The 24,271-nt window shown below is 63.2% G+C and carries 22 protein-coding genes; 13 read left to right on the forward strand and 9 right to left on the reverse strand.

Annotated elements, in window-relative coordinates:
• The first annotated feature begins 17 nt into the window (after window positions 1–17).
• From AADW23_RS08190 to AADW23_RS08235, 10 genes are all read left to right on the forward strand, one after another.
• Complete coding sequence (locus AADW23_RS08190; RefSeq protein ID WP_341864016.1) at window positions 18–509, forward strand: tripartite tricarboxylate transporter TctB family protein; 492 nt, start codon at window positions 18–20, stop codon at window positions 507–509.
• A 13-nt stretch (window positions 510–522) separates the two neighbouring features.
• On the forward strand, window positions 523–2,049 hold the full coding sequence (locus AADW23_RS08195; protein ID WP_341864017.1) for a tripartite tricarboxylate transporter permease: 1,527 nt from the start codon (window positions 523–525) through the stop codon (window positions 2,047–2,049).
• Complete coding sequence (locus AADW23_RS08200) at window positions 2,039–3,229, forward strand: CoA transferase (protein ID WP_341864018.1); 1,191 nt, start codon at window positions 2,039–2,041, stop codon at window positions 3,227–3,229. Before AADW23_RS08195 ends, AADW23_RS08200 begins: the two co-directional genes overlap by 11 nt.
• A gap of 64 nt (window positions 3,230–3,293) precedes the next feature.
• Window positions 3,294–4,175: an NAD(P)-dependent oxidoreductase gene (locus AADW23_RS08205; protein ID WP_341864019.1), complete on the forward strand. Its 882-nt coding sequence runs from the start codon at window positions 3,294–3,296 to the stop codon at window positions 4,173–4,175.
• Between the two features lie 57 nt (window positions 4,176–4,232).
• Window positions 4,233–5,549, forward strand: a complete 1,317-nt coding sequence (locus tag AADW23_RS08210) for a hypothetical protein (RefSeq protein ID WP_341864020.1) — start codon at window positions 4,233–4,235, stop codon at window positions 5,547–5,549.
• Complete coding sequence (locus AADW23_RS08215; protein ID WP_341864021.1) at window positions 5,503–5,751, forward strand: hypothetical protein; 249 nt, start codon at window positions 5,503–5,505, stop codon at window positions 5,749–5,751. Before AADW23_RS08210 ends, AADW23_RS08215 begins: the two co-directional genes overlap by 47 nt.
• 217 nt (window positions 5,752–5,968) lie before the next feature.
• A complete protein-coding gene (gene mnmH, locus AADW23_RS08220) occupies window positions 5,969–7,015 on the forward strand; it encodes a tRNA 2-selenouridine(34) synthase MnmH (RefSeq protein ID WP_341864022.1) in 1,047 nt (348 codons plus the stop codon).
• A gap of 217 nt (window positions 7,016–7,232) precedes the next feature.
• Window positions 7,233–10,148 (forward strand): valine--tRNA ligase, encoded by a 2,916-nt coding sequence (locus AADW23_RS08225; RefSeq protein ID WP_341864023.1) that lies wholly within the window; start codon window positions 7,233–7,235, stop codon window positions 10,146–10,148.
• Between the two features lie 5 nt (window positions 10,149–10,153).
• Complete coding sequence (locus AADW23_RS08230) at window positions 10,154–10,438, forward strand: hypothetical protein (RefSeq protein WP_341864024.1); 285 nt, start codon at window positions 10,154–10,156, stop codon at window positions 10,436–10,438.
• Window positions 10,439–10,572: 134 nt separating this feature from the next.
• Entirely contained in the window at window positions 10,573–11,070 is a 498-nt protein-coding gene (locus tag AADW23_RS08235) for a hypothetical protein (RefSeq protein ID WP_341864025.1), read from the forward strand.
• Between the two features lie 75 nt (window positions 11,071–11,145).
• On the opposite strand, the gene AADW23_RS08240 is transcribed toward AADW23_RS08235, so the two are convergent.
• Window positions 11,146–11,313: a Tat pathway signal protein gene (locus AADW23_RS08240; protein ID WP_341864026.1), complete on the reverse strand. Its 168-nt coding sequence runs from the start codon at window positions 11,311–11,313 to the stop codon at window positions 11,146–11,148.
• 63 nt (window positions 11,314–11,376) lie between these two features.
• Here AADW23_RS08240 and AADW23_RS08245 point away from each other — a divergent pair, with 63 nt between their 5' ends.
• Window positions 11,377–12,468, forward strand: a complete 1,092-nt coding sequence (locus AADW23_RS08245) for a pyridoxal phosphate-dependent aminotransferase (protein WP_341864027.1) — start codon at window positions 11,377–11,379, stop codon at window positions 12,466–12,468.
• Here the strand turns inward: AADW23_RS08245 and AADW23_RS08250 are convergent.
• Window positions 12,465–13,655, reverse strand: a complete 1,191-nt coding sequence (locus AADW23_RS08250; protein WP_341864028.1) for an aminotransferase class V-fold PLP-dependent enzyme — start codon at window positions 13,653–13,655, stop codon at window positions 12,465–12,467. The genes AADW23_RS08245 and AADW23_RS08250 overlap by 4 nt on opposite strands.
• 117 nt (window positions 13,656–13,772) lie before the next feature.
• Between AADW23_RS08250 and AADW23_RS08255 the strand changes: the two genes are divergently transcribed.
• The gene (locus AADW23_RS08255) at window positions 13,773–14,531 is read left to right on the forward strand and encodes a folate-binding protein (protein ID WP_341864029.1); all 759 of its coding nucleotides are present in this window, start codon (window positions 13,773–13,775) and stop codon (window positions 14,529–14,531) included.
• A 31-nt stretch (window positions 14,532–14,562) separates the two neighbouring features.
• Here the strand turns inward: AADW23_RS08255 and AADW23_RS08260 are convergent, their stop codons facing one another.
• From AADW23_RS08260 to AADW23_RS08275, 4 genes are all read right to left on the reverse strand, one after another.
• Window positions 14,563–15,021 (reverse strand): methylated-DNA--[protein]-cysteine S-methyltransferase, encoded by a 459-nt coding sequence (locus AADW23_RS08260; protein ID WP_341864030.1) that lies wholly within the window; start codon window positions 15,019–15,021, stop codon window positions 14,563–14,565.
• 89 nt (window positions 15,022–15,110) lie between these two features.
• A complete protein-coding gene (gene yghU, locus AADW23_RS08265) occupies window positions 15,111–15,974 on the reverse strand; it encodes a glutathione-dependent disulfide-bond oxidoreductase (RefSeq protein WP_341864031.1) in 864 nt (287 codons plus the stop codon).
• A gap of 85 nt (window positions 15,975–16,059) precedes the next feature.
• Complete coding sequence (gene ileS, locus AADW23_RS08270; protein ID WP_341864032.1) at window positions 16,060–18,978, reverse strand: isoleucine--tRNA ligase; 2,919 nt, start codon at window positions 18,976–18,978, stop codon at window positions 16,060–16,062.
• 192 nt (window positions 18,979–19,170) lie between these two features.
• Window positions 19,171–19,473 (reverse strand): hypothetical protein, encoded by a 303-nt coding sequence (locus AADW23_RS08275; protein ID WP_341864033.1) that lies wholly within the window; start codon window positions 19,471–19,473, stop codon window positions 19,171–19,173.
• Window positions 19,474–19,600: 127 nt separating this feature from the next.
• On the opposite strand from AADW23_RS08275, the gene AADW23_RS08280 reads away from it, so the two are divergent.
• On the forward strand, window positions 19,601–20,791 hold the full coding sequence (locus tag AADW23_RS08280; RefSeq protein WP_341864034.1) for an NAD(P)/FAD-dependent oxidoreductase: 1,191 nt from the start codon (window positions 19,601–19,603) through the stop codon (window positions 20,789–20,791).
• Here the strand turns inward: AADW23_RS08280 and AADW23_RS08285 are convergent.
• The 3 genes from AADW23_RS08285 to AADW23_RS08295 form a co-directional block, all read right to left on the reverse strand.
• Window positions 20,769–21,686 (reverse strand): DMT family transporter, encoded by a 918-nt coding sequence (locus AADW23_RS08285; RefSeq protein ID WP_341864035.1) that lies wholly within the window; start codon window positions 21,684–21,686, stop codon window positions 20,769–20,771. The genes AADW23_RS08280 and AADW23_RS08285 overlap by 23 nt on opposite strands.
• Window positions 21,687–21,745: 59 nt before the next feature.
• Window positions 21,746–22,747: a TIGR01620 family protein gene (locus AADW23_RS08290; RefSeq protein WP_341864036.1), complete on the reverse strand. Its 1,002-nt coding sequence runs from the start codon at window positions 22,745–22,747 to the stop codon at window positions 21,746–21,748.
• A 96-nt stretch (window positions 22,748–22,843) separates the two neighbouring features.
• Window positions 22,844–24,256 carry a YcjX family protein gene (locus AADW23_RS08295; protein WP_341864037.1) on the reverse strand — a complete coding sequence of 471 codons (1,413 nt, stop codon included), beginning with the start codon at window positions 24,254–24,256 and terminating at the stop codon, window positions 22,844–22,846.
• Between the last annotated feature and the right edge of the window lie 15 nt (window positions 24,257–24,271).

Raw genomic sequence — 24,271 nt, forward strand, 5'->3', positions numbered from 1 at the left:
TACCGGGAGGGGACACCATGGCGCTCGATCGCTGGATCGCGCTGATTTTCGTGGGCATGTGCTGTGCTTACGGCTACGCAGCTTTCTTTACGATGGACCACCTTTTGCCGCCGTTCATGCAGCGCAACCCGGTGTGGCCCTCGACGTTTCCGAAAATTCTCGCCATCGCGGGCATTCTGACCGGATTGGTTGTCGTGCTTGGCCTCGAGAAACAGGGCGAGGAGAAAGAGCCCTCCGCCACCGATATCAATTACCGCCGTTTGCAGGACTACAACACCGGCCAAGCCATCGGATTGCTCGTCCTCATGGTGGTCTATGCCCTGGCCCTGCGCCCGGCGGGCTTCATCGCCGCCACAACGCTTTTCCTGATCGCCGGAAGCTTTGTTCTGGGCGAGCGGAAGTTCCACGTCATGATCCCCGTGGCGGGGATTGCCACCTTTATCGTCTGGTATCTCGTGCAAGAGGTCCTTGGCATTTTCCTGCGGCCTTGGCCGTTCTTCTTGGCCTGAGGGGAGAAAAGTAATGCTTGAAGGACTCTTGATCGGCCTGCAAACGGCCATTAACCCGTTCAACCTTGGTATGGTCATTTTCGGCTGCATCATCGGCACCTTTATCGGCATGTTGCCGGGCCTGGGGCCGATGTCGATCATCGCCATCATGATCCCCGTGGCGATCACCCTGGGCGACCCGACCGCGGCGCTGATCCTGCTGGCGGGGGTGTATTACGGGGCCATCTTCGGCGGCTCGACCTCGTCCATCCTTCTGAACGCGCCGGGGGTCGCGGGCACCGTTGCGACCAGTTTCGATGGCTATCCGATGGCCCGAAAAGGGCAAGCGGGCAAAGCGCTGACCATCGCCGCGATCTCTTCGTTCATGGGGGGGACCATCGGGGCGATCTTGCTGATGGTGTTCGCGCCCATGCTGTCGTCGGTGGCGTTGCTGTTCCACTCGGCCGAATATTTCGCACTGATGGTTGTGGGCCTTTCTGCCATCGCCGCTTTCGCGGGCACGGGGCAGGTGGGCAAGGCCGTGATGATGACCCTTCTGGGCCTGATGATGGCCACCGTGGGCGAGGGCGCCTTGGCCGCCATGCCACGCTTCACCGCGGGCATCCTTGACCTGCAGTCGGGCTTTTCCTTCATCACGCTGGCCATGGCGATGTTCGCTTTGCCGGAAGCGCTGTTTCTGGTGATGAATCCCATGCGCTCGTCCCAAGGCGGGGAAGAGGACAGCTCGGGCAAGATCGACAACCTGCGCATCAACCGCACCGAGGCCCGCGCCATCGCGCCGGTCATTGGGCGCCAGTCGATCCAGGGCTTTTTCATCGGCGTTTTGCCGGGGGCAGGGGCCACGATCGCCTCGTTCCTTGGCTACGCGGTAGAGCGTAACCTTGCCACGAAAGAGGAACAGGCAGAGTTCGGCAAAGGCTCCATCAAAGGCCTCGCCGCGCCGGAAACCGCCAATAACGCGGCCTGCACGGGCAGCTTCGTGCCTCTGCTGACCCTCGGCATACCCGGATCAGGCACCACGGCGATCCTCTTGGGCGCTTTGATTGCCCTGAACGTCACGCCGGGGCCGCGCCTGATGGTGGACGAGCCGCAGGTGTTCTGGGCCGTCATCATCTCGATGTATATCGGTAATCTGGTGCTGCTGGTGCTGAACCTGCCGCTGATCCCTTACATCGCGAAAATCCTCGCGATCCCTCGCAACTATCTGATCCCGTTCATTTTATTCTTCACCCTGATGGGGGCCTATATCGGCCAAAACAACGCGACCGAGCTGTTGATCCTTGTGGGCTTTGGGGTGATTGCCACCATCCTTCGCTTTGCCGATTACCCGCTGGCACCTCTGCTGATCGGGTTCATTCTGGGCACGATGCTGGAAGATAACTTCTCTCGCTCCATGCAGCTTTACCAAGGCTTGGGCTTCATCCTGGAACGCCCCATGACCCTTGGCCTTCTGGTTCTGGCCGCCTTCCTTGTGATGCTGCCCACCTTCCGCGCGGCGCGCGCCCGGAACCGGGCCAAGGGCGTGGCCGATGGCGACTAAGCCGCTCTCGGGCATCCGCGTTCTCGATCTGACCAATGTGCTGGCAGGCCCCTTTGCCTGTCACCAACTGGCCCATCTGGGGGCCGAGGTCATTAAGGTCGAGAACCCGGAAGGGGGCGATCTGGCCCGGAACCTTGGGGCCTCTGCCACGCTGTCGGCCAAAGGCATGGGGATCAGCTTTCTGGCGCAGAACGCGGGCAAGAAAAGCCTGACCCTGAACCTCAAACACGACGCGGGCAAAGAGGCGCTGAAGCGGCTGGTGCGAACGGCCGATGTGTTGGTGGAAAACTTCCGCCCCGGCGTCATGACCCGTCTAGGCCTTGGGTACGAGACCCTGCGGGCGGAAAACCCGGCCCTGATCTACTGCGCGATTTCCGGTTATGGGCAAGACGGGCCCTGGGCCGCGAACCCGGCCTACGATCAGATCATCCAAGGGGCCTCGGGCGTGATGTCGATCACCGGCACCGGCGAGCCTACGCGGGTGGGCTATCCGCTCAGCGATACTGTGGGCGGGCTGACAGCGGCGATGGCGATTACCGCTGCGCTGAACGCGCAACCTCGGGGGAGTTTCATTGATGTCAGTATGTTGGAGGCAACGCTGGCAACCATGGGATGGGTCGTGTCGAACCACCTGATCGGCGGGGCCTCGCCCCAGGCCCATGGGAATGAGAACCCCACCTCGGCCCCTTCGGGGACCTTTCAGGCGCAGGACGCGCCGCTGAATATTGCCGCCAACAAGGACGCGCAGTGGCAAGCCCTCGCGCCTCTCCTCGGTCGTGCCGACCTCCTCGCAGACGCGCGTTTCACGACCCGCGAAGATCGCAAAGCCAACCGCCACGCGCTGCGCGCCGAGTTGGAGGTCGCGTTGACACGCAAACCGGCCGCCCATTGGGTGAAGGAACTCAACGCCCACGGTATCCCCGCTGGTCCGGTGCTCAGCGTGCCGGATATCTTGCGCCATCCGCAGGTGGCGGACCGGGGCCTCGTCACCCATTTCGATACGGTGCCGGGCGTGGACCATGCCATTGATGTGGTCACCGCAGGTTTCCAACTGGACGGCACCCGCCCTTCCGTCGCTCACCCGCCGCCGCAACTGGGCCAGGATACCGCGACGATCCTGGCGACGCTTGGTTATTCGGCCGAGGATATTGCCCGCATGGCCCACGACGGCACCACATAGAGTCCGGCTAGACACCGCCCCGCGCCCTGTTAGGTTCGCCCCAAGCAACCAGCAGGAGGATACGATGGCGAAACTAGCATTCCTGGGGCTCGGCGTGATGGGCTTCCCAATGGCAGCCCACCTGTTGAACGCGGGCCATTCCGTGACCGTCTACAACCGGACCACCGCGAAGGCCGAACAATGGGCCTCCGATATCGGTGGCACCTTCGCCGAAACGCCCCGTGAAGCCGCTGAGGGCGCGGATTTCGTCATGGCCTGTGTGGGCAACGACGATGATCTGCGCTCGGTCGTTTTGGGCGAGGACGGCGCGTTGGCTGGCATGAAGGACGGCGCGATCTTCGTGGACCACACGACCGTCTCGGCGCTGGTTACCCGTGAATTGGCCGAGGTCGCGGCCAAGCAGAACGTCGGCTGGGTCGATGCGCCGGTATCCGGCGGTCAGGCAGGGGCGGAAAGCGGGCAGCTCGCCATCATGTGCGGCGGCGCGGAAGACCACTTCTCTGCCGCCAAGCCGGTGATCGCGGCCTATTCCAAAGGCACCGTGCATTTCGGAGACGTGGGCGCGGGGCAGCTGACCAAGATGGTTAACCAAGTCTGCATCGCCGGGGCGATCCAGGCCGTGTCCGAAGGGCTCTATCTGGCGATGGAAGCGGGGCTTGATGCGAAGAAAGTGGCCGATCTGGTCAGCCAGGGGGCGGGCGGAAGCTGGCAGTTGGCAAACCGGGCAGGGACCATGGTGGATAACGAATTCGACCACGGCTTTGCGGTGGACTGGATGCGCAAAGACCTTGGGATCGCGCTGGCTCAAGGCAAGGATATGGGCCTGTCGATGCCCGTCACCGCCCTCGTGGATCAGTTCTACGCAGAGGTGCAGCAGATGGGCGGCGGGCGTTGGGATACGTCCTCGCTGATCCAACGGTTCCGCAAGATGAACAGCGAAATCTGAAAGCTCGGGCGCCCCATGGGCAACCGCAGCGCGCTTTAACTCAGCATAGCCACAGCGGTGGCCATCGCGGGGGGATGCCTGCCGCTGGCCAGCGCCACGTTGGACCGCCCACCGCGCCCTGATGTCGCCACCTGTGTGGCCGCGCCAACCGCGCAATGCCTCACCGATGTGGGTATTGCTTTGGCCCTGCGCGGCCGTGACCCGTCGGCCTACGGGCACCAGGTCGACCTGCTCGCGGCGATGGGGCGGTTTGATCAGGCCCTAACCCTGCGCGGCCGTCTGACCGGCAGCACCCCCGAGCCAACCGCGGCGGAGGTGGGCCGGAGCGTCGCCAGCCACCGCGTCACCCACGCCTTGGCCGCAGGCATGCCTCTGGCCGATGCCGTCGCGCAAACCCCGGGTGCTGACGGTGGCACGCTCTATATCAGCGCCCTGTCGCTGTTGGGCGGCAACCCCTATGGCACACCCCTGCCGCCCCGCCCGGATCCAACGCCCGAGGCGCTGGCGACAGTGGCTGACATGGCGGACACGATCATGCGCCTTGCCACGGCCGACCCGGCACAGCCGCGGATCTACCAGATGCTCTACGCGGCGGAACTGCACGCCCGTCTTGGCAACGCCGATGCGGTGGTTGACGTCCTCGCGGCCCTTCCGCCGACGGACACACCCCCCGTCACCCTCCCGACCGAGGTGATGGCCCTGATCGGCTCGGACCGCGCGTTGCGCCTGTTTCGCGCGGCAGGCGGTGGCGGCGATGCGCGCATCTTGTTGCGGGCGGCAGCAGTGGAACCTGACCCGGCCCGCGCGGCAGAGCACCTGCAAACCGCCTTTGCCGCCTTTGCCGAGGAACAGCCTTGGCCCGATCATAGGTGGATGGCGGCCACCACCCGCGCCGTCGCCGACCTTGGGCTGGCGGACGTGGCCCTGCAAATGGCCCGCGATCTGGATACCAGCGCCCAAACGGACCCGGCCTTTTCAAGGCAGTTCGCGCATATCGCCGCCACGCAGGCCCTGATCGACGCGCAAGCGCCTGAGGCCGAGGTGCGCGCGGCCCTCGCGCGGGCCGAGGCCGGCATATCGCCGCGCTCTAGGCCGGGTAACGACGCCCGCCGCGCCTTGGCACAGCTGCGCGCCCGGCTTGGCGATGTCGCGGCGGCCACGCGGTGGCTGGATGGCATTGACCGACCCTCCCACGCCTGGGGGGCGATGTTTGGCCCCGATGTGCCCGACACGCGCCGCGATGCCCTTCTGGAGGCCGCGCAATCCGACTTGTCGCCGGGGGGGGGCGTGCGTCTGCGCGCACAAGTGGCCGAGGAAACGTCGCGCTGTGCGCTCGGTCGCGGACGCCCCGTGGGCCTGCGCTTCGGCCCTTGATCTGGCCCTGGCCACCCCGCCTCGGGCTGTCCACGCGATGTGGCATTATCAGAACCTTCTGCGCGTGGCGTATCGACTGGGGGCCGAAGACGTCGAACGCCTTGTTCTGACCCACATGGCCGATGTCGCCTTCCGCGCCGGCTCTCCCCAGGATTTCATCGGGGCCGGGTTTCACTGGTCCGCCTCTGACCTGACCCCCTGAGTGTCCTGAGGTGTCCTGAGGCGCGAAGACGCCCAGAGCCACCGGGGGGCTGATCCCGGCCTGCCGCATCGCAAGGCCCCCAAAATATCCATGCTCAAAGAAGCGAAAAACGATAAACTGTTTGCGAACAGTACCTTACAGGCCTGCTCAAGCTTGAGCAGCCCCGCCAAAGGCGCCCCGCTTTGACCCCGCCCCCATTCTCCCCTAAGCCCCCTTCATGGCCTATTCCCTGACAGATCTCCCCACCCTCCAGTCCGAGGGCTTCGATACCATCATCGACGTGCGCACCCCTGCGGAGTTTGCCGAGGATCACGTCCCCGGCGCGGTCAACATGCCCGTGCTGTCCAACGAAGAACGCGCGGAAGTGGGCACGATCTACGTGCAGGAAAGCCCGTTCAAGGCCCGCAAGATCGGCGCCACACGCGTGGCCCGAAACGCGGCGAATGCGATCGAGGAACACCTCCTCCACAAAGAAGGCGGCTGGCGACCGCTGGTGTATTGCTGGCGTGGCGGGCAACGCTCGGGCAGTTTCACCACGATCCTGCAACAAATCGGCTGGCGGGCGCAGGTGCTGGAAGGCGGTTACCAAAGCTGGCGCCGCCACGTGGTCGCTCAACTCTATGACGCAACCTTGCCCTTCAAAGTGATCCGGCTCGATGGCTACACGGGCACCGCCAAGACCGAGCTTCTCGGCCGCGTCGCCCGCCTCGGGGGGCAAGTGCTGGACCTCGAAGGCCTAGCCAAACATCGCGGCTCCATCCTCGGCGATATCGACGGCGTCCAACCTGCCCAAAAGGGATTTGAAACGGCCCTTCTCGAAACCCTCACATCCCTCGACCCCGCCAAACCCCTCCTGATCGAGGCCGAGTCCGCCCGCATCGGCACCGTCCGCCTGCCACCCGCGCTTTGGAACGCCATGAAGGACAGCCCCCGGATCGAGGTCGAGGCCGCTCCCCACCACCGCGCCCGCTTCTTGGCCACGGCGTACAAGGACCTCTCCGCCGACGCGCCGGCCCTGACGACCCGCCTCAACCACCTCCGCCCCCTCGCGGGTCACGCAACGGTGGAAAAATGGCTCTCCCTCCTCGACGCCAACCAGAACGAAGCCCTCGCCCACGCCCTGATCGCCGAGCATTATGATCCCGCCTACGCCCGTCTGATCCGCTCCAAAACTGCGCCGCCCATTGCCACCATCGACGCAGGCGACCTCTCGGACCGGGCACTCAACGCCGCCGCCGCGCAGATCGCTCACCTGTTGACCTGACCCCCTCCTTCATCTTTTCAAAAATATCGCGGGGGTAAGCGCATCTCCGGATGCGCCAAGGGGGCTGGCCCCCTGCCTCGCGCCGTTACCTAAATCGATCTACCATTGATCTACCGCACCCGCCCCGCCAGACGCCGTCAACTCTCCCCCAATCCCCCCTTCACACCTCCCGCTCCATCGGCTACCCCACCCGTTAAGTGAACAAAGGGTGAGACCCATGGAAAAGACCTTCAACGCCGCCGAAGCCGAAGCCCGTATCTACGCCAAATGGGACGACGCCGGTGCCTTCAAAGCCGGTGCCAACGCCAAGCCGGGGGCCGAGCCCTTCTCCATCATGATCCCGCCGCCCAACGTTACGGGCGTCCTCCACGTGGGCCATGCTTTCAACAACACGCTTCAAGACGTTCTCACCCGCTGGCATCGGATGCGCGGTTTCGACACGCTCTGGCAGCCCGGCACCGACCATGCGGGCATCGCCACCCAGATGGTGGTAGAGCGCGAGCTGGCGAAAGAGGGCATTGCCCGCAAGGACCTGTCCCGAGAAGAATTTCTCGCCCACGTTTGGGCGTGGAAGGCCAAATCCGGCGGCACCATTCGCGAACAACTCAAGCGTCTTGGCGCGTCGTGTGATTGGTCGCGCGAAGCCTTCACCATGTCTGGCGCGCCCGGCGCACCCGAGGGCGAAGACGGCAATTTCCACGACGCAGTGATCAAGGTCTTCGTGGAGATGTACAACAAGGGCTACATCTACCGCGGGAAACGCCTGGTGAACTGGGACCCGCATTTCGAGACGGCAATCAGTGACTTGGAGGTCGAAAACATCGACCAACCCGGCCACATGTGGCACTTTAAGTACCCCCTCGCGAATGGCGCGACTTACCGATATTTGGAAAAAGGTGAAGATGGGGAGATCCTCATCGACGAGGAGCGCGATTACATCTCCATCGCCACAACCCGTCCTGAAACCATGCTCGGTGACGGTGCCGTTGCGGTTCATCCCGATGATGAACGCTATAAGGCCATCATCGGCCAACTTTGCGAGATCCCCGTCGGTCCCAAGGAACACCGCCGCCTGATCCCGATCATCACCGATGAATATCCCGATCCGGCCTTTGGCTCCGGCGCGGTGAAGATCACCGGCGCCCACGACATGAACGACTATGGCGTCGCCAAGCGCAATGGCATCCCCTGCTACCGCTTGATGGACACCCGTGCGCACCTGCGCGATGACGGCGCACCCTATGCCGAAGCTGCTGCCATCGCGCAGTCCGTTGCCAACGGCGAGACGACCCTTGGCGAAATGGAGGTCGATGCCCTTAACCTCGTCCCCGACCACCTGCGCGGGTTGGACCGGTTCGAGGCCCGCAAACGTGTGGTTGATGAAATCACCGCAGAGGGCCTCGCCGTCATGTGCGCCGCCGATGACCCTCGCTTGGGCTTGAAACCGAAGAAGAAAAGCGGCGAGGACGCGGAAGCGGAGGAGCCGTCGGAGGTTCCACTGGTCGAAGCGAAACCGATCACCCAGCCGTTCGGCGACCGCTCCAAGGTCATCATCGAACCGATGCTGACCGACCAATGGTTCGTGGACACCGCCAAAATCGTTGAGCCTGCCCTGGACGCCGTCCGATCTGGCCGCACGAAAATCCTGCCGGAACAGCACCGTAAGGTGTATTTCCACTGGCTGGAAAACATCGAGCCTTGGACGATTTCCCGCCAGTTGTGGTGGGGCCACCAGATCCCGGTTTGGTATGATGAGGACGGTAACCAATATTGCGCCGCCACTGAGGACGACGCCGTCGCACAAGCGGGCGGCAAGGCGCTTACCCGCGACCCCGACGTCCTCGACACCTGGTTCTCTTCCGGTCTCTGGCCCATCGGCACCCTCGGCTGGCCGGAGCAGACTCCGGAGTTGGAAAAATACTTCCCCACTTCAACCCTCGTTTCGGGCTTCGATATCATCTTCTTCTGGGTTGCCCGGATGATGATGATGCAATTGGCCGTTGTGGACGACATCCCCTTCCGGGACGTCTACGTCCATGCCCTCGTCCGCGACGAGAAGGGCCGCAAGATGTCGAAATCCATCGGCAACGTCCTCGACCCGTTGGAGCTGATCGACGAATACGGTGCAGACGCTCTGCGGTTCACGCTGACTGCCATGGCCGCCATGGGGCGCGACCTGAAGCTCAGCACCGACCGCATCCAAGGCTACCGAAACTTCGGCACCAAGCTGTGGAACGCCGCGCGGTTTGCCGAGATGAACGAATGTAAACCCGACGCGGATTTCGACCCCACGACCCCGACCCAAACCGTGAACAAGTGGATCGTGACCGAAACGGCCAAGGCCCGCATCGCCCATGACGAGGCGCTGGCCAACTACCGTTTCAACGATGCGGCAAGCGGTCTGTACCAGTTCGTCTGGGGCAAGGTCTGCGACTGGTATCTGGAATTTGCCAAGCCACTTTTCGCGTCCGGCGACGACGCGGTGATCGCGGAAACCCGCGCCACGATGGCTTGGGTCATCGACCAATGCTTGATCCTTCTGCACCCCACCATGCCCTTCATCACCGAAGAGCTGTGGGGCGAAATCACCCCCCGCGACACCATGTTGGTTCACACGGATTGGCCGACATATGGCGAAGACCTGATCGACGATGCCTCCGAGCGGGAGATGTCCTGGGTTATCAACCTGATCGAGTCGATCCGCTCTGCGCGTCAGCAAATGCACGTGCCTGCGGGCCTCAAGGTGCAACTGTTGCAGAGTGATCTGGATGCTGCGGGTCAGACTGCCTTCGGCAACAACGCGGCGATGATCCAACGCCTCGCGCGCCTGTCCGAGGTCACACCAACCGATGCCTTCCCCAAGGGCACCGTTACCATCGCGGTAGACGGTGGCACCTTCGGGATGCCGATCGCCGATATCATCGACGTGGACGAGGAAAAAGCGCGGCTTGAGAAGACCCTTGGCAAACTCGCCAAGGAGTTGGGTGGCCTTCGCGGGCGCCTGAATAACCCCAAGTTCGCGCAAAGCGCCCCGGCAGAGGTGGTCGAGGAAACCAAAGCCAACCTCGCCGCCCGGGAAGAGGAAGAAGCCCGCTTGAAGCAAGCCCTCGCCCGGTTGGCCGAGGTGGCGTAACGATCATGATGGCCACACTCCGGCACTGGGGGAGGCGCGCCTTTGGCATCTTCCTCTGCGTCGGGTGTTGGCTGATCGCCATGGGGTTGTTCAGTCTGGGGCAGGGGTGGTTTGTCGACACTTTTGGCATTCACGACATAGGCGACTTGGTCTTGCACGCGATTGTGCGGGTTCTGGGGGCGACTGGCGGTGCGATTTTCTTCGCGATTGCCGGCACCTTCGCCCTGTGGCTGTTTCTTGTGGCGGCCCCGGCGGAGGAGGGCGACGGGGCTGATCGCCCGCGTTCCTGAAGCGGCCGAGCCTTCTTTGCGCAAGACGTTGGCCTGTAGGAAAACCTCCATACGGAATACCTCCATTGAGGCGAATCCGGCGTTTCGTCCATGATGAGGGCATTGATACCCCTTCACGAATTGGACCCCAAATCATGCGTACCCTGAAAGCTCTCGCCCTTGCTGCCACCGCAGCCCTTTCCCTGACATCCACAACCTCCACGGCCTCTGCCGATGGGTACACCTCTTACGGCAATGGTGGCGCGGTCCAGACGTGGTACGCGCCGGGTACGGGCTATGGCCCTGTTAACGTGAATTACCACGGTCAGGGCCACGGCAATGGCTACGGCAACGGTCATGGCAATGGCTACGGGCAGCAAGGCGGTCACGGTGGCGGCTACAACGACGGACACGGCCCCGACTACTACCGTGTGCACGGCGTGGCGTCCCACGATCACCTGAACGTTCGTCACGGGCCCGGTGTTCGCAACCACGTGGTCTACCACTTGCCCTATAATGCCCGTGCCATTCAGGTCGGCCATTGTGCACAGATCTCGACCTCTCGAGGGCCAGCGACTTGGTGCACCGTCACCTGGAACGGCCACCCGCGCGGTTGGGTCAACGCCCGCTACCTGGCCGAGGATCACTACTAAACACACCCTTTGCGGCTGCGGCTGCGGCACGTCACTTAAACACTGCGTCTAAGGCACGTCTCTTTAACACTGCGCCTACGGCACAAGCCTGTCGATGGCGCGCATCATCCCCAAGCTCTTGTCATAGACAAGCGTCAGCACGCGTCGGCCCCCGCCAGCGCGTGCTGCAAGCGTAGGAGCAAGCCGCGCCGCCGTCGTCGCGGCGGCGCTGATCACAAGAAATTGGCGTCGAGTTTGTTTCATGGCGGGCACTATGGGCCAACGATCCCCTTGCAGGGCGGGGAAAAATCCGCGAACGCTGACGCTATGACTGATCCTCGCTATACCGCCCTCGTTCAATCCCTGCCCGCCACCGTCCCCTTTGTGGGCCCTGAAACGCAGGAACGAGCCATGAGCGCATCGTTCAAGGCGCGTCTTGGCGCCAACGAGAGCGTTTTTGGCCCGTCGCCCCTTGCGTTGCAGGCCATTGCGCAAGCTGCCTCGGGCGCTTGGATGTATGGCGATCCAGAGGTTCATGACCTGCGCCACGCCCTTGCGGCCCATCACGGCATAGCGCCCGGAAACCTGATCGTGGGGGAGGGGATCGACGGCCTTCTCGGCTACCTTGTGCGGCTTTTTGTGGGGGCGGGCGACGCGGTCGTGACGTCGGACGGCGCCTATCCCACGTTCAACTATCACGTCGCGGGCTTTGGTGGGGTGCTGCACAAAGTGCCCTACAAAGATGACCGCGAAGACCCAGACGCGTTGATCGCGAAAGCCCGGGAAGTTGACGCAAAGCTGATTTATTTCGCCAACCCCGATAACCCCATGGGCACTTGGCATTCCGCAGAAGCGGTCCAACGGATGATCGACACCCTGCCCGAAGGCTGTGTTCTGGCGCTGGATGAAGCCTATGCAGATACCGCCCCCGAGGGCGCAATTCCTCCGCTGGACGTAACGCACCCTCGGGTGATCCGTTTCCGTACGTTCTCAAAGGCTTACGGGCTTGCGGGGATGCGCGTGGGTTACGGCATCGCAGCGTCGGATTTCATCACGTCCTTCGCCAAGATCCGCAACCATTTCGGCATGGGGCGGGTGGCGCAAGCGGCGGCTTTGGCGGCGTTAGAGGATCAGGCATACCTTCAAGCCACAGTCGAAAAGATCGCCGCCGCCCGTGACAGGATCAGTGATATCGCGCGGACCAATGGCCTGACACCCCTGACGTCCGCCACCAATTTCGTGACGATTGATTGCGGCAAAGACGGAGACTATGCCCGTACCGTTGTGGCGGCGCTTATCGCGCAAGGCGTGTTCGTGCGGATGCCGTTTGTGGCCCCGCAAGATCGCTGCATCCGGGTGTCTTGCGCCCCGGACACAGCGCTGGCGATCTTTGCGGAGGCATTGCCGAAGGCGCTCTAGGCGGCCTCGGCGATCACCTTCATCGCGGCTTCCAGCCCGGTGGGGCCGTGGGGGATTTGCAGCGCGGTCATGCCCGCTTGCAGGCCCGCCAAGACGCCCAAAACCATCTGCGCACTCACGTGGCCCATGTGGCCGATCCGCAGATAATCCTCGGGCGTATCGACGTTATCCAACGGAATGCCGAGGGTCACGCCATAGGATTTTTCCATCCATTCCCGTAGTTTAAGCCCGTTGCCGGGGCCGAAGTTCACCAGCGTCACCGCGTGAGAGCGTTTTTCATGCTCGGTGATATTGGCCCGCACAGGGCCCGCTTGGCCCCAAACTTCCAGCGCCGCCCAAATTGCTTCGGCCAGAACCTTGTGACGGTTCCAGACGGCCTCGACCCCCTCTTCATGGACGATCATGTCCAAGGCGGTGCGCAGCCCGTAAAGGTGGTGGGTCGGGGCGGTGCCAAGGAAGTATTCGTAGAAATAATCGGGCTCGATCCGGCCGCGCCAATCCCAATAGGGCGTGACCAGATCGGCCGTTTCCCGCGCCGCGTCGGCACGGTCGTTGAAGTAGACGAAAGCCATGCCGGGCGGTGTCATCAGCCCTTTCTGAGAAGCGGCGATCATCACGTCCACGCCCCAGTCATCCATATGGAATTCATCACACCCAAGGCTCGCGATGTTGTCACAGAGCAGCAGCGCGGGGTGGTCCGCCGCGTCCAGCACCTCGCGTAGGCCCAACACGTCGTTCTTGACCGAGGTAGAGGTATCGACCTGCGTGACAAGAATGCCCTTGATCAGGTGATCGGGATCATCCGCCAAGACGCTCGCCACAGTGGGCAGGTCGACGTCCGTGTCATCGCCGAAATTCACCACCTGCGTTTCGATGCCCAATTTTTGGGCCATGTCGCCCCAACCGGTGCCAAAGCGTCCCGTGCCCAGGACCAGGACCCGATCCCCGCGAGAAAAGGTGTTCACCAAGGCCGCTTCCCACACCCCGTGGCCGTTACAAATGTACATGGCGACGTTGTGCTTGGTCTTTGCCACGGCCTTCAGATCGGGCACGATGGTGGCGACCATATCGGGCAGTTGGCCCGTGTAAATGTTGGGCGCGGCGCGATGCATCGCTTGCAAAACGCGGTCTGGCATGACCGAAGGACCGGGGATGGCAAGGTAGTGGCGGCCGTTGGCAAGGGTCATGGAAAGCTCCGGATTTCTGGTGGTGAGACAGGCGTATCCCGCGCCCTTGGGTCGGTCAATGTTGCGCAGCAGCCGCGCGATGATTAGCTGTGATATCAGATATCAACGGAGGCGAATATGATCGGTGAGCGGGCGGAAGATCGCACAGTGTTGCGGCTGTCGGGGGCGGACGCCCATGGCTTCCTCAAGGGGCTCGTGACCCGTGATGCGGGCGAGGGGCTGGCCTATTCAGCGCTGCTGACGCCGCAGGGTAAATATCTGGCGGATTTTTTCTTGCTCGACCGGGGCGACGACCTGCTGCTGGATGTGAAGTCCGAGATTGCCCCCGCCGTGGCGCAACGTCTGTCGATGTATCGCCTTCGCGCCGATGTGACGATCGAGGAATTCGGGCTATCGGTTGCGCGTGGCCTTGGCGACGCGCCCGAGGGCACTTTTGCGGACCCGCGCGACCCGGCGCTTGGCTGGCGTGGGTACGGGGTGGAAGGCGGCGACCCGAGCATTGATTGGGACGCCATCCGCGTCGCCGCTTGCGTGCCTGAGACGGGGATCGAACTGGTGCCCAACGACACCTACATTCTGGAGGCCGGCTTTGACCGACTGGCAGGCGTGGACCACAAGAAGGGCTGCTATGTCGGGCAAGAGGTCACGGCCCGCATGAAGCACAAGACGGAGCTGAAAAAGGGTTTCGTCACAGTGGATGTGGAAGGCACGGCCCCCTCGGGGACCGAGATTCTGGCCGGGGAAAAACCCGCCGGGACGCTCTACACCCAAGCGGGTGGGCAGGGTATCGCTTACCTTCGGTTCGACCGAGCCAAGGGCGAAATGACGGCGGGCGAGGCGCGGGTTACCTGGCCCGACGCGCCTGTGGATAATTGAGGGCAAAGGCAAAGATTGTGCAAGTTATGGGCTAGATCAGCAAACCTGCCGCCCCTTCATGTCGCAAAAGCCATACTTTTGTATCCACACCCCCTGGTGCGGAAAACCCGCCAAGGCCCTTGGCGGACAAGATGCGATGGCAGGGGATCAGGATCGGAATGTGGTTGCCGCCACAGGCCTGACCGACCGCTTGCGGGGGAAGGCCCACCTGTTTCGCGATGGCGCCGTATTCGCGGGTTTCCCCAAGGGGAATGGCCAGCATCGCGTCCAAAACGCGGCCCGTCGCATCGGTGCGTCCGTGGCGGATTGGCACCGTGAAACGAACGAGCTTGCCGTCAAAGTAGGCCCGCAACTCTGCGGCCGCCTCAAGCAGAAGCGGGGTCTCGGCGGGGGCATCCACACGGCCCCAACCCGCGCCGATGATGGCGCGTTCATCGGCCTCGATCCAAGTTGGCCCGATGGGGGTATCAAGGGAAAGACGGTTGCTCATGGGATGATCCTGGGACGGGGCGGCGCAGCGATCAACCCGGAACCTGTGCAAAGCGCTCCGCCACCGGGGCGGCGAAGCGCGGGGCGCGATCAGCCGATCTTGTCTTGGGTCTTGGTGGCGAAATCCTCGGCAGAGTGGCGCTCCCACAGCTGCTCGGACGGATCGCCGGAGGTCTTGTTGACCATCCGCCCCCGGTCAGCACCGGGGCGGGCGGCAATGCGTTCGGCCCATGCCAGCAGGTGCTTGTATTCGTGCACGGAAAGGAATTCTCCGGCGTCGTAGGCATCCCCCATGACCGTGCGGCCGTACCATGGCCAAATCGCCATATCAGCGATGGTGTATTCGCCGCCGACCATCCATTCGTTCTTTTCCAGATGCTTGTCCAACACATCCATCTGACGCTTGGTTTCCATCGCGTAACGGTTGATCGGATATTCCATCGGATAGGGGGCATAGGCGTAGAAATGGCCAAAGCCGCCGCCAAGGAAAGGCGCGCTGCCCATCTGCCACATCAGCCACGACAGCAATTCGGCACGGGCGGATGCAGGCCCTTGGAAGGCGTCAAACTTCTCGGCCAGATGCATCATGATCGCGACGCTTTCGAACACGCGCACGGGCGTGTCGCCGGAACGGTCCCACATGGCGGGGATCTTGCTGTTCGGGTTCGCCTCTACAAAACCGCTGCCAAACTGGTCGCCATCGCCGATGCGGATGAGCCAAGCGTCGTATTCAGCATCGCTGTAGCCCGCCTCCAGCAGTTCCTCAAACAGTACCGTAACTTTCACGCCATTGGGCGTGCCGAGGGAATAGAGCTGGAACGGATGTTCGCCCACGGGCAATTCCTTGTCGTGGGTCGCGCCCGAAATCGGACGGTTCAATGACGCCCAAGCGCCGCCGTTCTCTGCGTCCCATGTCCAGACCTTCGGGGGGGTGTATTTTTCTTGATCGCTCATGATGCGTCTCCTCGTGTCAGGTTGCCCTGAACGTAGGTCGCCAAAGCGGAAGGGGCCAGCGGATTTCCCCGCGGCCCCCCCGATCTCAGTTCAAAGCGTCGTTACAACGCCCGCAGACGCCTTCGTGGCTGTGGCTGCCCACGTCGGGCAGGATCTTCCAACAGCGCTGGCATTTCTCGCCTTCGGCCTTGGCAAAATCGACCGAGACACCGTCCACTTCCGGCAAGGTGAACGCGCCGCCTGTGCCTTCTTGCAGCACCACGTCCGAGGTGATGGCGATATCGTCGAAGGGCACGCTTTGCAGCGCGGCCAAAACGTCCGCGTCGGCCACATGGACCACCGGCGCGGCCTCCAGCGAGGCGCCGATCACCTTGTCGCGGCGCTGGATTTCCAGCGCGGCGGTCACGACCCGGCGGGCGCTGCGGACCTTCGCCCACTTCGCTGCCAATTCCGCGTCTGCCCATGCGGCGGGCGTCTCAGGGATGTCGGTCAGGTGGATCGAGCTATCGTCGCCGGGGAAGCGTTCCAGCCAGACTTCTTCCATCGTGAACACCAGGATCGGCGCGAGCCATGTGGTGAGGCGATGGAACAGGATATCCAACACGGTGCGCGCCGCGCGGCGGCGTTCGGTGTCACCGTCGCAGTAAAGCGCATCCTTGCGGATATCGAAGTAGAAGGCCGACAGGTCCGTCGTGGCGAAGGTGAAGACCGCTTGGAACACGCCTTGGAAGTCGAACTTGGCGTAGCCGTCGCGCACGACTGCATCCAGCTCGGTCAGGCGATGCAGAACCCACCGCTCCAGCTCGGGCATATCGGCGGGTTCGACCCGGTCGGCCTCGGTGAAATCGGCGAGAGAGCCCAACATGAAGCGCATCGTGTTGCGCAAACGGCGGTAGCTGTCGGCCGTGCCTTTCAGGATTTCCTGCCCGATCCGTTGGTCGGCGGTATAGTCCGTCTGAGCCACCCAAAGGCGCAGGATATCGGCGCCGTATTGCTTGATGATTTCCTCGGGCACGATGGTGTTGCCGATGGATTTGGACATCTTCATGCCCTTCTGATCCAGCGTAAACCCGTGAGTCACCACGTTGCGATAAGGCGCGTGGCCTTGGGTGCCGACCGATTGCAGAAGCGAGGAATGGAACCAGCCACGATGCTGGTCGGTGCCTTCCATGTAGACGTCGGCGATGCCGTCCTCGGTCCCGTCTTCACGGTCACGAAGCACGAAGGCATGGGTGGAGCCGGAGTCAAACCAAACGTCAAGAATATCAAACACCTGATCGTAGGCTTCGGGATCCACATCGCTGCCCAGGAAACGCTCTTTCGCGCCGGGTTTGTACCAGGCATCCGCGCCCTCGGTCTCGAAGGCTTCCAGCACACGGGCGTTCACGGCCTCGTTGCGCAGCAGGTAATCCGGGTCCGTGGGCAGAGCGCCCTTCTTGGTGAAACACGTCAGCGGAACGCCCCAAGCGCGTTGGCGCGACAGAACCCAATCGGGGCGGGCTTCCATCATCGAATGCAGGCGGTTGCGGCCTGATTTTGGCGTCCACTCCACCTTGTCGATTTCCTGCAAGGCCCGGCCACGGATGGTGAATTCATCGTCCCCGATGGCCATGGTCTTGTCGATTGCGGCGAACCATTGGGGCGTGTTGCGGTAGATGATCGGGGCCTTGGACCGCCACGAATGGGGGTAGCTGTGCTTGATCTTGCCTCGTGCGAGCAGCCCGCCGACCTCGACAAGTTTGTCGATGACCGCTTTGTTGGCGGTGCCTTCGCCGCCCTTGCGCGACAAGATGAAGTGACCGCCGAAGAACGGCAGATCGGCGCGGAAGCTGCCGTCGTCCATTACGTTGTAGGTGATGACCTGCTCCAACATGCCCAGATCACGGTAGAGCTCGTATTCCTCCATCCCGTGGGACGGGGCGCAATGGACGAAACCTGTGCCTTCCTCGTCGCTGACGAAATCGCCGTGGCGGAAGTCGCGCGGATCGTCCCATTCGCCGTTTGAGCCTTCGGCCCCGGCAAGGGGATGGGAAAGCGATGCGCCTTCCAGTTCCGAGGTTGGCACATCACGGACGCGGGTCCACTGGCCCTCTTCCAGACGGGCACGGCCCAGAACGTCAGCGGCCATCTTGTCGGCCAGCAAGAAGCGGTCGCCCTTGGCGGCCCAACATTCCTCGGGCGCGTCGGTGACTTCGTAGAGGCCGTAGGCCACGTCATTGCCAAACACGACCGCCTTGTTGGACGGGATCGTCCATGGGGTCGTCGTCCAGATCACCACGAAGGCGTCGTTCAGGTCCGTCGCGGCCCCTTGCACCTTGAACTTCACCCAGATCGTGAAGCTGTCTTTATCGTGGTATTCCACCTCGGCCTCGGCCAGGGCGGTCTGCTCGATCGGAGACCACATGACGGGTTTGGAGCCTTGGTAGAGCGTGCCGTTCATCAGGAACTTCTGGAATTCCTCGGCGATGATCCGTTCGGCGCGGAAATCCATCGTCAGGTAGGGCTTGTCCCATGTTCCCGTGATGCCGAGCCGTTTGAATTCCTCGCGCTGGATATCCACCCAACCGGCGGCAAAGTCGCGACATTCCTGGCGGAATTCGACGATATCCACGTCATCCTTGTTGCGACCCTTCTTGCGGTACTGCTCTTCGATCTTCCATTCGATCGGAAGGCCGTGGCAATCCCAACCTGGGATATAGCGCGCGTCGCGGCCCATCATCTGGTGGCTGCGGACGATGATATCCTTGATCGTCTTGTTGAGAGCGTGACCGATGTGCAGGTGGCCGTTGGCGTAGGGGGGACCATCGTGCAGCGTGAACGGCGCGCGGGCGGCATCGGTGCCTTTGGCTGCGGCGGCCTTGTCGCGCAGGCGATCGTAGACGCCGATTTTTTCCCAACGGGCCAGCCAGTCGGGTTCACGCTTGGGCAATCCCGCGCGCATGGGGAAATCGGTTTTGGGCAGGTTCAACGTGGCTTTGTAGTCCACGGGTTCAGCGGCGCACATGTCGGGCGCTCCTCATATTCAAATGTCTGGTGTCGGTGTAGCAGGGCGGCGCAGAGGCTCAAGCCCCAATGCAGCGCGAAAATCCCGGCGTCTCTGGGTTCAGAGCGCCGGGGTGCTAATTCGAATGAACATGCCGAATTGCCGTGCCATGGGGGGCGTATAACGCCCCCGTCCGCCAACGTCAAAGGGCTGTTAGCAAGGCCCGCCGACGATGCCGAGACCCATCAGCACCAGCAAGATGCCCAGGATGGAAGCCCCGCCCGAGGCCACGAGGTTGATCATTCGCGTGTCCGTCAGGCGCAGCGCGGCGACTTCGCCCAAGCCGCCCACGATCACGGCCAAGGCACCGAAGATCAGTTTGCCGTAGTCGATGAACTCACAAGATGAGACGCCGTTTACCGAAGACGTGTTGGTCATTTGGAAGCTAAGCACGCCGCCCGCAATAACGAGGCCAATGGCGAGTTTTGACAGGGTGGTCAGGTCTGAAATTTTCACTACAGATTTCCTCAAGATGAAGTGTGCGTTTTAAACATAGCATGGTTTCTGCCCGCAATGCGGGAAACCCTGCAGGGGGACTCCGCGTCGCATAGGCGGCGACGGGGGGTGGGATAAGCTACGCCCCATGAAGATGAATATCGGTATTGCAGGGGCAGGGATCGGCGGGTTGGCCGCAGCGGCGCTTTTGGCGGGCGATGGCCACGCGGTCACGGTTTTTGACCAATTCGATGCGCCCCGCCCCGTGGGGTCCGGGCTGGTGATCCAGCCTGTCGGCATGGATGTGTTACGCGCCTGCGGTGCCGCGGAAGAAGCCGCAACCTGCGGCACCGCGATCAAGCACATGTATGGCGATGAGGCGAGAAGTCGGAAGGTCGTTTTGTCCGTGGCCTATGGCGAGACGCCCGAGCGTCAGGGCCTCGGCATCCATCGCGCTGCCCTGTTCACGGCGCTTTACCGGGCTGCACAGAAGGCGGGGGGCCGGATCATGGCCTCTAGCACCGTGACCGGGCGCGACGGGCAAAGCCTTTTGGTGAATGGCCAGCCGATCGGCCCGTTTGATCTGATCGTTGATGCCCTTGGCGCGGGGTCTGCGCTGTCGTCGCTCTCCGCGCGCCCGCTGCCTTACGGCGCAGTTTGGGCCACGGTCCCCTGGCCGAAGGATGCGCCTTTTGCGCAAGACCGCCTGTCGCAGCGCTACCGCAAGGCCAACCGGATGCTTGGCATCTTGCCGGTGGGGTCCATGGCCGATGCACCAGACACCCAACTTGCCGCGATCTTCTACTCCCTGCCGGTGTCAGAGATCGACGCTCACTTCGCGCGTCCCTTCGCCGATTGGCGGGCCGAGGCGACGCAGCTTTGGCCTGACTTCGCACCCTTCCTGCCCGATGACCTGTCCCACGCCGATTTCACCCCGGCCCGCTATACCCACGGTGCCCTGCGCCGCCCTTACGCCGAGGGGCTGGTTCATATCGGAGATGCCGCCCACCGAGCCTCTCCGCAACTGGGGCAGGGGGCAAACATGGCGCTTCTGGATGCCCAGGCCCTCCAACTTGCGCTGCGAGGAGCGCCCGTCGGGCGCGAGGAGGCGCTGCGATGCTACGCCCAAGCGCGCAAATATCATGTGAAGCTCTACCAAGCCTTTTCGGCCGCCTTCACGCCCCAATATCAATCCGATAGCACAGCGCTGCCCCTTTTGCGCGATCACATTCTGGCACCGCTTAGCCGGACATGGCCGTTACCACTGGTCCTGACACGGCTTGTCTGCGGCGACATCATCCCGCCAATGCCAACGCTTACACCGCGCCCTCGCGGCTGAGGCGGCGTTCGCGGAACACGATGTAGAGCCCCGAAGCGACGGTGACGGCAATCCCTGCCGCCGCCAATCCGTCGGGCAAATCCCGGAACATCACGAACCCCACCAATGTTGCTACGGGGATCTCCAGATACTGCATCGGTGCAAGCGTGGCCGCGGGCGCGTAGCGCAAGGACCACGACATGAACAAATGGCCGATGGACCCGAAGATCCCCAAGGCAACCAACAACCAGACCTCAGCGCCGACCGGGGCAATAGCGCCCGCCAGCGGCGCAACCTCGGCCACTGGAAAGAACAGGAACGGCACCACCAAGGGCAGCGCCACAAGGCCCGAAGCCCCCTGTAGCGCCAGCGGGTCAATCTCCCGCGCCATAGCCCGCGTCACCAACATGAAGAACGCAAAACAAAACGCAACGCCCACGGGCATCAATGCGCTCCACCCGACGGCGATGAAACTGGGTTGCACCACCATCAACGTGCCGATGAATCCCACCGCGCAAGCCAACAGGCGTCGCGGCCCCACTTCCTCGTTCAAAAAAAACCGCCCAAGGATCAACATCAGAAACGGCATCACAAAGGCAATCGCCACAGCATCAGCCAGGGGCAACACCCTCAGCGCCGAGAACATCAATACCAAACCGCCGATCTGCAAACAGGCCCGCAACAGCGTCAGCGCCGCGACCCTGCGCGAGGGAAACAAGACCGCCCCCGCCATCCAGGCCATCGGCACAAACAGAAGCGTCTGGGTGGCGAAGCGCACAACAACCAGTTGCATCAGGGGAAACTCTTCCCCCAATACCTTCGCCAAGGCGTCCGAAAAGGGGATGACCACGCAAAACCCCAGCATCAATAGAATGCCGAGCAACGGGCGGTCTGCATGGATTGTGGAAGCTGCCATGGCTCTCCATGACACGGCGCAGGGCGCTTGTCATCAGCCCGCCGTGCGAGGCCGCGGACTTAACCCTCGCCGCGGTTCAGCAAACCCGTAAGCGCGCGGCGGATCAGGCCGGTCACATTGGGACGGCGCCCCTCTCCGAAGGGCAGCGGGCGGCAGACTTCCATCGCCGCAAGGCCTACCCTTGCGGTCAACGCGCCATTTACAACACCCTCTCCAAATCGCCGCGATAGCTTTGACAGGACCGAACCGCCCAGGGCCGACCCCAACAGATCATCGCCAATCGCCACGGCCCCCGTGGCCACCAGATGCGTCATCACCGCCCGTGTCAACCGCCACGACCCAAGGGTGCCCGCGCGCCCGCCATAGACCTCTGCAATCCGTCGGATCATCCGCAAATTCGCCGTCAGCGCCACGATCACATCGGCCAACGCCAAGGGCACAAGGGCCGTCACCGTCGCCACTTGCCGGGCTGCGGCCTCGATCTCAGCACTGGCCGCGCGGTCCAACGGTGTCATCACCTCTGCTTCCGCCAAGGCAAATAGCGAAGCCGCATCGAACAACTCCTCCCGCTGGCGCTCCAATGCATCGCGCCCGAGCCGCAACTCAGGCCGCCCGACATACAGGCCAGAGATCTGCGCCACCACGCGCCGTGCCCCGGCCAGATCCCCCTCTGCCAACGCCGCTTCCGCGGCCCGGTGCACCCGGTCCAATCGCCCAAGCCTGGCGAACGCCGCCAATTCCCGTAGCGCGACCAACACCAAAGCCAACAACACAGCGCCGACCAGCCCCAAAGCGATCCACCCCAAAATGGGATTTTCCGCCAGCAACCCTGTCACGAAGTTCCATGCCGCCAAGGACGCCACAAAGCCGACCAGCCCCAGTAGCGCCGACCAGAAAAATCGCGCCAACCTTGACGCTCGCTTCGCCCCCAAGGTCGCCACGACCTGCATCGCGCGCCCATCGGCGCCACCGATCGCGTCAGGCACCGGCTCTGCCACTTCTGGCCCGACTTGCGGGGCCTCATCCAGCTCGATCAGCACAGGGCCCTTACGTTCACTCATCACGGGGGCTCCCAATTTCACCTTGGCCATACACCTCCGGGGTTTGCGCATCTCTTGGATGCGCATAAGGGGCAGAGCCCCTGTCAACAGTGCCACTCATCGCAACTTATCCCCGATCAAAAACTCCGCCGCCCGGTCCAGCCGAATATGGGGCGGGCCCTCTCCGGCGCGCAACGACAGAGGCGCCGGGGCAAACCGCATGACGCCGAAATCCCCATCCAACCAAGCCTCTGCCCCATCCCGGGCCGGGGCCAGCAGGGCGTTCGGATCGGCGGGCAAGTCGCCCGGATGCAGCGCCGCCTGCCGTCCGCTGTCCAATAAAGCGCCCCGCACCACGCCCAAATCCGCGCCATCCACGCGCCGCATCTCTTCCACCGTGGCGCGTAACGAGGCGATGGCCATGGCTCCCGTTCCCGCGCCTGAGAAATCCGCCTGCCGTCGCGCGTCTGCGACCAGCGCCTCCATGATCGCCTGCAACCGCCCATGTTGCTCATGGTGCAAATGGTCCGCCTTGGTGGCAGCAAACAGGATCTTGTCGATCCGCTTGCCAAGGATCGAGGTCAAAAACGTGTTCCGACCGGGGCGAAAGCTGCCCAGAATACCCGACAGCGCCTGCCGCAAATCCTCCACCGCGCGGGGGCCATTATGAATGGCGCCCAAGGCGTCCACCAAGACAACCTGCCGGTCGAGCCGCGCGAAATGGGACCGGAAGAACGGCTTCACCACCTGCGATTTATAGGCCTCAAACCGCCGGGCGAACTCGCGGGCCAGGCTGCCGCGCGGCGAGGCCCCCTCGGGCAAGGGCGCAAAGGTTAATGCGGGCGAGCCTTCCAGATCACCGGGCAACAGGAACCGCCCCGGCGTGCAATCGCTGTAGCCCGCGTCGCGGGCGGCGTTCAGATAGCGCGTCCAGTCGCGGGCCAACTCGCTTGCCACAGCCTCGTCCAACGGCTCGCTGGCGTCCACAGCGTCGAGCCGCGCGATGAAGCGCGCGCCCTCGTTGCGGGTGCGGGCCTTGGCCAGGGCTTCTGCCGACCAAGTGGCGTAGGTTTGCTCCAGCAACCCAAGATCCAGTAACCATTCGCCGGGGTAATCCACGATATCCAGATGCACCGTGCGCGGCCCCGACAGCCCCGACAACAACCCCTTTGGGCGCACCCGCAACGACACGCGCAATTCCGACACCGATCTTGTGCTATCGGGCCAATAGGGCGTTGTCCCGGTCATCGCTGCGAGGTGGCTTTCAAACTCGAACCTTGGCACCGTGTCGTCGGGTTGCGGTTGCAGGTAAACCGCTTCGATCCGCCCCGAGGACGCGGCCTCTAGGCCCGCCATGCGGCCCCGGTCCAGCAGGTTGGCGACCAAAGAAGTGATGAATACCGTCTTGCCTGACCGCGCCAATCCGGTGACGCCAAGGCGGATTACCGGTTCAAAAAACGTCTCCGACACCGTGTCCGACACGGTCTCGATGCCCCGGCCAAGGGTGTCTGCGATGGCTCCGATGACCAAGGGGCGCGTCCTCTC

It is taken from the genome of Gymnodinialimonas sp. 57CJ19 (assembly GCF_038396845.1).
Lineage (GTDB): Bacteria > Pseudomonadota > Alphaproteobacteria > Rhodobacterales > Rhodobacteraceae > Gymnodinialimonas.